We start from the raw sequence: 12660 nt of genomic DNA on the forward strand, positions 1-12660 counted from the left end.
ATATAAATACAGTGGCACTTGCAATAAATGACAGCTCAGTAGAAAGCTAGCTAATCAACTACCGAATACCAGCGCCGCAGCCTGGGCACCGGCATTCTTCTGGGTGAAGTCCTTGGCTTGCGCCGCAGTCTTCAAGGTATAGGCGTAGTTGGAACTGGCCGTCCATTGTGCTTTGGGCGACTTCTGGTTGGTGATCGGCGGCACACTGTTTGTATCCGTGAACGTCCCGGTGCCTTTGTCATCCAACATGCCTTTGTTTTGGCTGCCCTCGCCAAAATAGTTACTTTCAGACAGGATATTGGCGTTCTGCGCCAGGGTAAAACCGAGGTGGAAGTTATTGATGTAGTTGTTATACACATGGAAATAACCATAGCGCATCAAGCCGGGTGCGCGCACTTCCATATTGTCGAAGCGGTTATGGCACAACGTCAGGCGCGGATAACCGTTGAACTCTGCCTTATTATCATCCGCTGGGTGACCGAAGATCAGCCCGTACTTGTGGCTGCCAAAGAAGCAGTTGCTGATGGTGGCATAATCGGCTTTTTCACCGATATACAGCAGTTTATCTTCACTGCCGTCAGTGGTGGACCAGCTGTGACCGACAAACGAGCAATGATCAATCCAGTACTTGCTGCCGTAGTTCAGGTAGACCTGAATATCGTCATTGGCCTTAATGCTCGCCGAATGCTTGAAGATAATATTCTGCAGAATAATGTTCTGCGACTGCGCGGTTGCACGCAGGTGAATATTCTCCAACGTGCGGTTCTGGAACGAACCGATCAGGGTCTTGTTGGCGCCCAAGTTGACTTTGGTCAGGCTCGACGCCGAGATATTACTGTTGATCACCAATACCCGTGGGGTGGTGTCGCCAATATTGGCCTTGAGTTGATCCAGGGTAGTAATGCTGACCACAGGGCCGGACCAGCCGCCAGTGACTTTTGCCGCGAGGGCGAAACCGGTCAAGCCGGTGAGTTTGCTTTCTGGATAGGACATGAGTTCCCTCTCTATCAATCAAACGGCTCGGTATAACGAGCCTGTGCATTAAGTTAATCCATTAACTTGCACACAGTGTTTGGCGTGGCTGATGTTGCCATCCTGGTTGATCAGCGCTTAAACACTGTGTTTATGTACAGTATTCGTCATTCGCCTGGCCGTCAACCCTCAAGTGAAAAACAACCAAAAGTGGGAGGGGGCTTGCCCTAATGCTGATCAGTTAAGAGATAGAACGGGCAAACAGTAACCAGTGGTGAGCGGGCTTGCTGTGGTGAGCGGGCTTGCCCCGCGCGGGGCTGCGAAGCAGACCCAAAACCAGGCGCTGCGGTTTACCTGACAGAACACAGGGAGCCTGATTGGGGCTGCTTCGCAGCCCAGCGCGGGACAAGCCCGCTCACCACAATAAGCTTGCGCAGGCTCACCCGATAACCCATTCGAGATTGCACCTCCACGCGCCCACGTGATCTGGGGACTACTCCTAACCTGTGGTGAGCGGGCTTGCCCCGCGCTGGGCTGCGAAGCAGACCCAAAACCAGGCACTGCGGTTTACCTGACAGAACACAGGGAGCCTGATTGGGGCTGCTTCGCAGCCCAGCGCGGGACAAGCCCGCTCACCACAGCAAGCCCGCTCACCACAGTTACAGTGTTTTTCCTTAACTGACTGGCAAGTCCCCTCCCACATGGGTTCCGCTGTGTTCTTTTGGCCGTTATTTGGACACCGGCATCGCAAACTCCGCACCCTGCTCGATGCTCTCCGACCAGCGCTGCATGATCGATTTCTGCTTGGTGTAGAAGCGCACACCCTCAGTGCCGTAGGCATGCATGTCGCCGAACAGGCTCTTCTTCCAGCCACCAAACCCGTGCCAGGCCATCGGCACCGGGATCGGCACGTTGATGCCGACCATGCCCACTTCGATACGCCGGGCAAACTCGCGGGCAATGTTGCCGTCGCGGGTAAAGCAGCTGACGCCGTTGCCGAATTCGTGGTCGTTGACCAGCTTCACCGCCTCGGCGAAGTCATTCACGCGCACGCAGGCCAGTACCGGGCCGAAAATTTCTTCGCGGTAGATGCTCATCTCCTGGGTCACGTGGTCGAACAGGGTCGCGCCGAGCCAGAAGCCGTTTTCCAGGCCAGCCTCGGTGGGTACATAGTCACGTCCGTCGAGCAGCAACTGCGCGCCGGCCTGCACGCCTTGTTCGATGTAGCCGCTGATGCGCTCCAGTGCGGCGCGGGACACAATCGGGCCCATCTCGGCCTTGAGTTCGCGGCCGTCGGTGATGCGCAGATGCCTGGCGCGTTCGGTCAGGGCGGCGATGACCTTGTCACCGACATCGCCGACCAGCACCGCTACGGAAATGGCCATGCAGCGTTCGCCGGCACTGCCGTAGGCGGCGCCCATCAAGGCATCGACGGTTTTTTCGATATCCGCGTCCGGCATCACCACCATGTGGTTCTTCGCACCGCCCAGGCCTTGCACACGCTTGCCGTTGCGCGCACCGGTTTCGTAGATGTACTGCGCAATCGGCGTGGAGCCGACGAAGCTCACGGCCTTGACGTCCGGGTGCGCGATCAGCGCGTCCACCGATTCCTTGTCGCCCTGCACCACGTTGAATACGCCTTTGGGCAGGCCGGCTTCACGCAGCAGTTCAGCCATGAACAGCGAAGCACTTGGGTCGGTCGGGCTTGGCTTGAGGATGAAGGTGTTGCCCGCCGCAATGGCGATCGGGTACATCCACATCGGCACCATCACCGGGAAGTTGAACGGCGTGACACCGGCCACGACGCCCAGGGGTTGGCGCATCGTCCAGTTGTCCATGCCACGGGAGACCTGGTCGGAATGCTCGCCCTTGAGCAGGTTGGGGATGCCGCAGGCGAATTCGAGAATGTCGATGCCACGGTCGACTTCGCCCTGGGCATCGGTGAAGACCTTGCCGTGTTCGGCGACGATGATGCGCGCCAGGTCGTCCTTGCGCTCACGCAGCAGGTGCAGGTATTCGAACAGCACGCGGGCGCGACGGATAGGCGGGGTGTCGGCCCAACCGGCAAAAGCGGCCTGTGCAGCGGCGACGGCTTCGGACACGGTCTGGCTGCTGGCCAGGGCAACGCGGCCGGTGATTTCGCCGGTGGCCGGGTTGTAGACGTCCTGATAGCGATCATCGCGGCTGACGCGCTGGTCGTTGATGTAGTGCTCGATTGTTGTAGTCATGGCAGTCGATCCAGGTGGGTTGCGTTGGGACACACGATAGGCTTTCGGTTTGTTCCAAACCAGAGCAGAATCAAGAACTGATTGTCCTTATAAGCGAACAATAAGCCCATGGAAAAATCCGAGATCGAAGGGCTGTGGACCCACATTCACTGGCTCTCAGTGCTGGAGGAACACGGCACCTACACCGCCGCCGCTGCGCGCCTGGGGGTGAGTAAATCCGCGGTCAGCCAGCGCATTTCCGACCTCGAGAAAGCCACCGGCACACGGCTGGTGACCCGTACCACGCGCAGTGTGCGGTTGACCGATGCCGGGTTGTCGCTGACCCGTGAAGTGCGCGGTGCCTATGAGCAAATCGCGCGCAGCTTCTCGTCGGTGCGCGATTCCGCCGGGGAGATTCGTGGCCTGGTGCGCTTGACCGCTCCCGTGGCATTTGCCCGGCAACAGTTGGTGCCGCACTTGGCGGAGTTCCTGCAGCAGTACCCGCAGGTGCGTATCCAGCTGGATGTCTCGGATTCCCTGAGTTCGCTGGCGGCCGAAGGCTACGACCTCGCTGTGCGCCACGGTTTCCAGGTGCCGGAAACCCATGTGGCCTGGAAGCTGTGCGACACCGGTTCGGTGCTGGTCGCCAGCCGCGATTACCTGCAACGCCACGGCGAACCCCGCGAACCCGGCGACCTGTCGGCGCACAACTGCCTGTTCTACCCGCGCGGCACCGACCAGCCCGCATGGACCTTCGAGCGCGGCAGCAAAAAGGTCGAACGCCTCACCGTGCCCATCGCCGGCAGCTTCGCCACCAACAACAGCGAAGCCCTGCGTGATTCGGCGCTCAACCACCTGGGCATCGCCCTGCTCCCGGACTTCAGCGCCCACGCTGCGCTGGCCAGCGGCAAGCTGGTACAGGTGCTCAAGGGCTGGACACTCAAGGGCGCGTTTGCCGATGAGATCTACCTGATTCGGCCGTATTCGCCCCATGTGCCGAAGTCGGTGAGTGCGTTGGTGGGGTATTTGAAGGAAAAGTTATCGACGGGATTCCGCTTCGAGGGCTGAGGTTTTTAGCTTGCCCAACGGAACTAAAAGTCCATAATGGACAAATAAGTTCAGATATCGGAGATATCCATGTCCAGCGCGCCCCATGTAATCAACCAGGCCCAGGCCCGTGAACTGCTCGCCCAAGTCGATGTACCGCAGATCCTGCACACGCTGTTTCGCGCCCTGGCCGCCGGGCACGCGGTGCAACCGGCGCAGCAATTAGTGGCGTTCCCCCACGACGCCGGCGATTTCATCAATTACCTGGGCGTGCTGGCTGAAGAGGGGGTGTACGGGGTCAAGACCTCGCCGTATATCGTGCGCGAGCAAGGGCCGCTGGTGACGGCCTGGACGCTGTTGATGTCGATGCAAACCGGCGAGCCCCTGTTGCTGTGCGATGCCGCCGAGTTGACCACCGCGCGCACCGCCGCGACCACTGCGCTGGCTGTGGAGGCGCTGGCCCCGCAGGTGGCACGGCGCCTGGCGATCATCGGCAGCGGCAAGGTCGCGCTGGCACATTTGCATTACGTGAAGAATCTGCGGGACTGGCAGGGCATCAGCCTGTTTTCGCCACGCCTGGCCACTGCCAATACCGACGCCATCAAACGCCTGGATCCACGTTTGAGCATCGCCAACAGCTGCGATGCGGCGGTGGCCGACGCCGATGTGATCCTGCTGTGCACCTCATCGGCCGGCCCGGTGATCGACCCGTCGCGCTTGAGCAAGCCGGCGCTGATCACCTCGATCAGCACCAACGCCCCGCGTGCCCATGAAGTGCCGCCCCAGAGCCTCAACGCCATGCAGGTGTTCTGCGACTATCGCCAGACCACCCCCGGCTCGGCCGGCGAAATGTTGATTGCCGCTGAACAGCACGGCTGGGACAAGAACGCGATCGTCGGCGACCTGCCCGAACTGCTCAGTGAGCAGGTACAGCGCCCGGCCTATGACCGCCACGTATTTTTCCGTTCCATCGGCCTGGGCCTGGAAGACATCGCCCTGGCCAATGCCCTCTGGAGACTGTTATGAGCCATGCCGACTTCATCATCATCGGCGGCGGCATTGCCGGCGCGTCCACGGGTTTCTGGTTGTCGCCCCATGGCAAGGTGCTGGTGCTGGAGCGTGAATCCCACCCGGCCTATCACTCCACCGGACGCTCGGCGGCGCTCTACACGGCGGCCTATGGCACCCCGCAGGTGCGGGCGTTGACCCAGGCCAGCCGCGCGTTTTTCGATAACCCGCCGCCGGGTTTCTGCGAGCACCCGCTGCTGACGCCACGCGGCGAAATGACTGTGGACTTCAACGGTGACGCCGCCGAATTGCAGGCCCAGTACCTGAGCGCCAAGGCCACGGTGCCCCAGGTCGAACGGCTCACGGCGGATGAAGCCTGCGCGCGCCTGCCGATCCTGCGCCGGGAAAAAGTCCATGGCGCGCTGTATGACCCGACCGCCAGCGACATCGACACCGACGCCCTGCACCAGGGCTATTTGCGCGGTATCCGACGCAATCAGGGCGAAGTGCGTACCGACAGCCATGTACTGGGCTTGAGCCGTGACAGCGCGGGCCTCTGGCACGTAAACACCCAGGACGGGACCTACACCGCGCCGATCATTATCAACGCCGCTGGCGCCTGGGCCGATCATATCGGCGGGCTGGCGGGCGCCGCGTCCATCGGCCTGCAACCCAAGCGGCGCTCGGCATTTATCTTCGCCGGCCCCGAAGGCGTGGACAGCCACGCCTGGCCGATGCTGGTAGCCCTCGACGAAGCCTTCTACATGAAACCCGACGCCGGCATGTTCCTCGGCTCGCCGGCCAATGCCGACCCGGTGGAGCCCCAGGATGTACAGCCCGAAGAGCTGGACATCGCCATGGGCATCTATCAGATAGAAGAAGCCACCACCCTGACTATCCGCCGCCCGACGCGCACCTGGGCCGGCCTGCGCAGTTTTGTGCACGATGGTGATTTGCTCAGCGGCTTCGACCCACAGGTACCCGGCCTGTTCTGGGTGGCGGCGCAAGGCGGTTATGGGATCCAGACATCGCCCGCCATGGGCCAGGCCAGTGCAGCGCTGGTGCGCGGTGAAGCGTTGCCGGAACCACTGACACGGTTCGGCCTCGACGCTGGTATGCTCTCCCTCGCCCGCCTGGAGCCCCATTGATGAACAGCGCCGAACACGAAAAAGTCATGCAGAATTTCCGTGCGATTGCCGATGCAATCGCCACGCTGTTCTTCCCCCACGCTGAAGTGGTGCTGCATGACCTGCGCACGCAAAAAGTCGATTACATCGCCAATAACCTGTCCAAAAGGGGCATTGGCGACGACTCGGCGCTGGAGGACATGCTCAGCGCCGACGTCAGCGACGTGAATATCGGCCCCTACGAAAAGCTCAATTGGGATGGCCAGAAAATCCGCAGCCTGAGCACCGTGCTGCATGACCACACAGGTCGCCGGCTGGCAGTGCTGTGCATCAACCTGAATATCTCACTGTTCGAAAACGCCAAGGCGGCGCTGGACCTGTTCCTGTCGCCGAGCAAGCTGATCCCGCAACCGGACTCGCTGTTTCGCGATGACTGGCAGGAGCGTATCAACACGTTCCTGCATGCCTGGATGCGCGAGCGCCAGCTGAGCCTGAACCTGCTCACCCGTGACCACAAGCGTGAGCTGGTACTGGCGCTGCATGCCGAAGGCGCGTTCAAGGGCAAAAGCGCCTCGAACTACGTGGCCAACGTGCTGGGCATGGGCCGGGCCACGGTCTACAAGCATTTGAAGGAGCTCAAGGGCTGATCAAATGTGAGAGGGGGCTTGCCTCAATGCCAGTCAGTTAAGGCTTTTTGTAGGAGCGAGCTTGCTCGCGAAAAACTCGCAGGCGCCGCGTTCATTCAGGAAGCACGCGTTATCGTTGACGTTTTTCGCGAGCAAGCTCGCTCCTACAGGAGGCGATGTACGCTTAACTGACTGGCATTAGGGCTTGCCCTCTCCCACCACATTTTTCCCGCGTATGACGCTCAATCGCCGTAGATGTCGGCCTTGAAGTACTGCTGTGAAATCTTCTGGTATTCCCCACTGGCACGAATGCCGTCGATGGCGCTGTTCAGTTCGCTGACCAGCGCGGTATTGCCCTTGCGCACCGCGATCCCGGCGCCCTCGCCCACGTATTTCGGGTCCTTGAGTTCCGGGCCGACAAACCCGTAGCCCTTGCCCCGAGGCATCTGCAAAAAGTCATTCAAGGGAATGGTGTCGGCAAAGATTGCATCCAGCCGGCCTGCCGCCAGGTCCATGTAGATCTCTTCGTTATTGCTGTAGCGCTTGACGTTGATGCCCTTGGGTTCGAACACCTCGGTGGCGTAACGGTCGGTGGTGGTGGCGCGCTGCACACCCACGGTCTTGCCCTTGAGGCTGGCGTACTGGTCATCCACCACGGCACCGTCCCTCATCACCAGGCGCGAGGAGGTGAAGTAGTACTTGTGGGAGAAATCCACCGACTTCTTGCGATCGTCATTGATGGTCATGGACGACAAGGCCATGTCGATTTTCTTCACTTTGAGGGAAGGAATCAGGCCGTCGAATTCACCTTCGACCCACACACACTTGACCTTCATCTGCGCACACAGCGCATTGCCGATGTCGTAGTCGAAGCCGACGATCTTGCCCTCTTCGGTCTTGGACGCAAACGGTGGGTAAGCCGCTTCGATGCCGATACGCAGGGTTTTCTCGGCGGCCAGCAGGTGGCTGGAGGCGATCAGGCCCAAGGCCAGGGCGGTGATGAGGGGGAGTTTCTTCATGGTCGTGTCTCGCGAGTTGTTATTGGTTTTGGCAAGCGTGAAGAAAAAGCTGGAGCGGGTTCTTTTGTACTTATAATTCCATACTGGACTTTTACGTATAACCCGTCAATCACCACTCGCCAGCCCTTATCACCCATGACTTTTTTGCACAACGCTCCGGTGTTTTTGAGCGTTTTGCTCTTATTTATGCGTGCCTATACTCGGTCCAGCCTCTCGGTGCACCCGAAGGGCCAGTCCCCACAACAATAATTAAGGACACCGACCATGACCCAGTCCTTCCTGGCTGCCCGGGATTTTCTGCTCGCGCACCGTACCGACTACGCCACCGCCGCCCGGGATTTTCGTTGGCCACAGCTGAGCGAATTCAATTGGGCCCTGGACTACTTCGATGCCATGGCCGAGGGCAATGCCGCCGACGCGCTGTGGATCGTCGAAGAGGACGGCAGCGAGCAGCGCTACAGCTTCCAGCAACTGGCCGCGCGCTCCAACCAGGTCGCTAACCACCTGCGCGCCCTCGGTGTTCGGCGTGGCGAGCGCGTGCTGCTGATGCTCGGCAACGATGTGGCGCTGTGGGAAACCATGCTGGCGGCCTTCAAGCTCGGCGCGGTGGTGATCCCCGCCACCGCCCTGCTCAACCCGGTTGACCTGCACGACCGCATCGAGCGTGGCCAGGTCCGCCACTTGGTGGTCGGCGCGGCGCATGTCGGCAAGTTCGAGGGCCTGGGCGAAGGTTGCAGCCGCGTATGCGTGGGAGCGGCGCCGACTGGCTGGGTCGCGCACAGCGCCGCCTTTGAATACCCCGAGCGGTTCGAGGCCGAGGGCCGTACCTTGGCCACGGACCCGATGCTGCTGTATTTCACCTCCGGCACCACCTCAAAACCGAAGATGGTGCTGCACAGCCACCAGAGCTATCCGGTCGGCCATCTGTCGACCCTGTACTGGATCGGCCTGCAACCCGGCGACCTGCACCTGAACATCTCCTCGCCGGGCTGGGCCAAGCATGCCTGGAGCTGCCTGTTCGCACCGTGGAATGCCGGCGCCTGCATCTTTATCCATAACGTCGCGCGCTTCAGTGCCCAGGCGTTGCTCGGCGCGCTGGAGAAGTACCGGGTAACCAGCCTGTGCGCCCCGCCCACGGTGTGGCGCATGCTGATCCAGGAAGACCTGGCCAGCTACAAATCGCGCCTGAACCTGCGCGAACTGGTGGGCGCCGGTGAACCGCTGAACCCGGAGATCATCGAGCAGATCCAACAGGCCTGGGGCCTGCCGCTGCGCGACGGCTTCGGCCAGTCGGAAACCACCGCGTTGGTGGGCAATACGCCGGGCCAGGTGCTCAAGCCAGGCTCCATGGGCCGCCCGTTGCCGGGCTACCAGGTGGCCCTGCTGGACGCCGACGGCGTGCCGGGCACCGAGGGTGAAGTTGCCCTGCCCCTTGAGGTGCGCCCACTGGGCCTGATGCTCGGCTACGAAGACAGCCCGGAGAAAACCGCCGAGGTGATGCGCGACGGTTACTACCGCACCGGCGACACCGCGCAGATCGACGCCGACGGCTACATCACCTTTGTCGGGCGCGCCGACGACGTGTTCAAGGCCTCCGACTACCGCATCAGCCCCTTCGAGCTGGAAAGCGCGCTGATCGAACACCCGGCGGTGATGGAAGTGGCCGTGGTGCCCAGCCCCGATCCGTTGCGCCTGGCGGTGCCCAAGGCGTTCCTGATCCTGGCCCATGACGCCCCGGGCAGCGCCGAACTGGCCGCGCACATCCTCGCCTTCGCCCGCGAGCATCTGGCGCCCTACAAGCGGGTGCGGCGGATCGAGTTTGTCAGCGAGTTGCCCAAGACCATTTCCGGCAAAATCCGCCGGGTGGAGTTGCGGCAGATGGAGGTGGTGCGGCGCCAGAGCGACACACGGGGTGAACAGGAGCACTTCGAAGAAGATTTCAGCTAAAAAAAGCCCGGTGACGCAAGTCACCGGGCAAAACGAAGCGACCAGCTTCAGAAACGCGGTTTGACGGTCTTCCAATCCGGTTGATAGCGCTGCATCTGCTTCACGTCGTCGCGCTGGCGAATGCCGCAGCTGAGGTATTGGTCATGCAGCTTGCCCAGTTGATCAGGGTCCAGTTCCAGGCCCAGCCCCGGTGCGCGGGTGATCTTCACGCAGCCGTCGACAATCGGCAGTTTGCCGCCCTTGATCACTTCTTCGTCCGGTTCTTGCCAGGGGTAGTGGGTGTCGCAGGCGTAGTCGAGGTTGGGCACCGACGCGGCCACGTGGGCCATGGCCATCAGGCTGATGCCCAGGTGTGAGTTGGAGTGCATCGACACGCCCAGGCCAAAAGTCTGGCACATCTTCGCCAATACCTGGGTGTCGCGCAGGCCGCCCCAGTAGTGATGGTCGGCGAGTACGATCTGCACGCTGTTCAGGGCCACGCTGCGGCGGAACTCGTCAAAATCGGTGACCACCATGTTGGTCGCCAGGGGCAAGCCGGTGCGTGTGTGCAACTCGGCCATGCCTTCCAGGCCGGGGGTGGGGTCTTCGTAATACTGCAGGTCGTCGCCGAGCAGTTCGGCCATGCGGATCGAGGTTTCCAGGGACCAATTGCCATTCGGGTCGATGCGCAGCGGCACGCCGGGGAAGGCTTTTTTAAGGGCCTTGATGCACGCCACTTCATGCTCAGGGTCCAGCGCACCGGCCTTGAGCTTGATGCTTTTGAAGCCATAGGTGTCGATCATCCGCCGCGCCTGGGCGACGATCTGTACTTCGTTGAGGGCTTCGCCCCAACTGTCGGGTTTATAGGGCGAGTCGATGTGCTCGGCGTACTTGAAGAACAGGTAGGCGCTGAACGGGATCCGGTCGCGGATCGCGCCGCCCAGCAGGTCCACCAGCGGCACATTCAGTGAGTGCGCCTGCAGGTCGAGAAACGCCACCTCAAACGCCGAATAGGCATTGCTCACTGCCTTGCTCGCATGGGAACCGGGGGCCAGTTCGGCGCCGGCAATGCTCGCGGGTTTGTGCGCCGCCACGGTGGCCTGCACGATGGCGCGCAGTTGGTTGAGGTTGAACGGATCAAGGCCGATCAGTTGATCCTTGACCTGTTGCTGGATCGCCAGCGCCGGGGCATCGCCGTAGCTTTCGCCAAGGCCGATGTAGCCGGTGTCGCTCTCGATTTCGATGATCGAGCGCAGCGCGAAGGCTTCGTGGATACCGCTGGCGTTGAGCAGCGGCGGGTCGCGAAACGCGATGGGTGTGACGGTAACGCGGACGATTTTCAAGAGGCGGCTCCCTGTGGGCCTGGACGCAAGGCATGATGATGAGTCGGTTTGGAGGTGGGCGGCACACCGGGCCGTGGTGCGGTGCGCGCAAAAAACACCACCACCGCGGCCACCAGCGAGGTCGCGGCCAGGCCGTACAGCCCGCCTTCAATCGAACCGGTGGTCTGCTCCAGCAGGCCGAAGGTGGTGGGAGCAACAAACCCGCCGAGGTTGCCGACCGAATTGATCAAGGCAATCACCGCCGCGGCGATGCGCGCATCCAGGTAACCCTGGGGGATCGGCCAGAACAGCGCGGAAGCGGCCTTGAAGCCAATCGCGGCAAAACAGATGGCGACAAACGCAAACACCGGCCCGCCAGTGGTGGACATGAACATGCCGACGGCGGCGATCACCAGCATCAGCGCCACCCACGCCTGCTGGTGTTTCCACTTGCTCGCCAGGGCGGCGAACCCATACATGGCGACGATGGAAATCAACCACGGGATCGAGTTGAACAACCCCACCTGGAAGTCGCCCAGGTTGCCCATTTTCTTGATCATGCTCGGCAACCAGAACGTGGCGCCGTAGATGGTCAGGGCGATGGAAAAGTAGATAAAGCAGAACAGCGCGATCTGCTTGTCGGCCAGCAGCTTGAACATCGACGGCCGCACGCTCTGGGTGGCTTCGCGGGCCGTTTGCTCAAGCGCGATGGCCGTCACCAGGGCGTGTTTTTCTTCGTCGCTGAGCCACTTGGCCTGATGGGGGTGGGACTGCAACCAGAACCACACAAACCCGCACAACAGGATGGAGGCAAAACCCTCGATCAGGAACATCCACTGCCAGCCATGCAGGCTCAAGCCGCTGACGTTGAGCAACGCCCCCGACACCGGCCCGGAAATCACCGAGGCGATGGCCGAACCGCTGAGGAAAATCGCCATCGCCTTGCCGCGCTCGGCGGCCGGCAACCATTGGGTGAAGTAGTAGATGATGCCGGGGAAAAAACCGGCTTCGGCCGCGCCGAGCACGAAGCGCAGGATATAAAAGCTGGTTTCGCCTTGGACAAAGGCCATGGCCATCGCAGCCGCGCCCCAGGTGAACATGATGCGCGTCAACCAGGCCCGTGCGCCGTAGCGCTGCAGCAGCAGATTGGACGGCACTTCGAAGATCGCGTAACCGATGAAGAACAACCCGGCACCCAAGCCATAGGCGGCGGCGCCAATGCCCAGGTCGGTCTCCATATGGCTGCGCACAAAGCCGATATTGACCCGGTCGATGTAATTGACGATGAACATCACCACGAACAACGGCAGTACATGGCGCTTGACCTTGGCGGCTGCGCGGGCGAGCACGCTCGGGTCGGGCGGATTCTGGACGGTATCCAAGGGCAACTCCCAATCATTGTTTTT

Annotated in this window: 10 protein-coding genes; 5 read left to right on the forward strand and 5 right to left on the reverse strand. The window is 61.3% G+C overall.

Annotation, left to right across the window (positions count from 1 at the left end; translation table 11 throughout):
• Positions 1–54: 54 nt before the first annotated feature.
• Complete coding sequence (locus tag BFP99_RS19835) at positions 55–993, reverse strand: pectate lyase family protein (RefSeq protein ID WP_053139574.1); 939 nt, start codon at positions 991–993, stop codon at positions 55–57.
• 707 nt (positions 994–1700) lie between these two features.
• On the reverse strand, positions 1701–3200 hold the full coding sequence (locus tag BFP99_RS19840) for a CoA-acylating methylmalonate-semialdehyde dehydrogenase (RefSeq protein ID WP_065947965.1): 1500 nt from the start codon (positions 3198–3200) through the stop codon (positions 1701–1703).
• Between the two features lie 108 nt (positions 3201–3308).
• On the opposite strand from BFP99_RS19840, the gene BFP99_RS19845 reads away from it, so the two are divergent.
• From BFP99_RS19845 to BFP99_RS19860, 4 genes are all read left to right on the forward strand, one after another.
• Positions 3309–4247 carry a LysR family transcriptional regulator gene (locus tag BFP99_RS19845; protein WP_065947966.1) on the forward strand — a complete coding sequence of 313 codons (939 nt, stop codon included), beginning with the start codon at positions 3309–3311 and terminating at the stop codon, positions 4245–4247.
• Positions 4248–4316: 69 nt separating this feature from the next.
• Complete coding sequence (locus BFP99_RS19850; RefSeq protein WP_065924411.1) at positions 4317–5252, forward strand: ornithine cyclodeaminase family protein; 936 nt, start codon at positions 4317–4319, stop codon at positions 5250–5252.
• The gene (locus BFP99_RS19855) at positions 5249–6382 is read left to right on the forward strand and encodes an NAD(P)/FAD-dependent oxidoreductase (protein WP_065924412.1); all 1134 of its coding nucleotides are present in this window, start codon (positions 5249–5251) and stop codon (positions 6380–6382) included. The genes BFP99_RS19850 and BFP99_RS19855 overlap by 4 nt, the downstream gene beginning before the upstream one ends.
• Positions 6382–7008 carry a helix-turn-helix transcriptional regulator gene (locus BFP99_RS19860; RefSeq protein ID WP_065947967.1) on the forward strand — a complete coding sequence of 209 codons (627 nt, stop codon included), beginning with the start codon at positions 6382–6384 and terminating at the stop codon, positions 7006–7008. The genes BFP99_RS19855 and BFP99_RS19860 overlap by 1 nt, the downstream gene beginning before the upstream one ends.
• Positions 7009–7229: 221 nt before the next feature.
• Here the strand turns inward: BFP99_RS19860 and BFP99_RS19865 are convergent, their stop codons facing one another.
• Positions 7230–8006, reverse strand: coding sequence for an ABC transporter substrate-binding protein (locus BFP99_RS19865; protein ID WP_065924414.1), 777 nt, complete (start codon positions 8004–8006; stop codon positions 7230–7232).
• A gap of 264 nt (positions 8007–8270) precedes the next feature.
• Between BFP99_RS19865 and BFP99_RS19870 the strand changes: the two genes are divergently transcribed.
• On the forward strand, positions 8271–9953 hold the full coding sequence (locus BFP99_RS19870; RefSeq protein WP_065947968.1) for an AMP-binding protein: 1683 nt from the start codon (positions 8271–8273) through the stop codon (positions 9951–9953).
• Positions 9954–10000: 47 nt separating this feature from the next.
• Here BFP99_RS19870 and BFP99_RS19875 read toward each other — a convergent pair whose 3' ends face one another.
• Entirely contained in the window at positions 10001–11275 is a 1275-nt protein-coding gene (locus BFP99_RS19875) for a glucarate dehydratase family protein (RefSeq protein WP_065947969.1), read from the reverse strand.
• Positions 11272–12636 carry an MFS transporter gene (locus BFP99_RS19880; RefSeq protein ID WP_065924419.1) on the reverse strand — a complete coding sequence of 455 codons (1365 nt, stop codon included), beginning with the start codon at positions 12634–12636 and terminating at the stop codon, positions 11272–11274. The genes BFP99_RS19875 and BFP99_RS19880 overlap by 4 nt, the downstream gene beginning before the upstream one ends.
• Between the last annotated feature and the right edge of the window lie 24 nt (positions 12637–12660).

The sequence above is a fragment of the Pseudomonas sp. 1 R 17 genome (assembly GCF_900067035.1).
Taxonomy (GTDB): Bacteria; Pseudomonadota; Gammaproteobacteria; order Pseudomonadales; family Pseudomonadaceae; genus Aquipseudomonas; species Aquipseudomonas marginalis.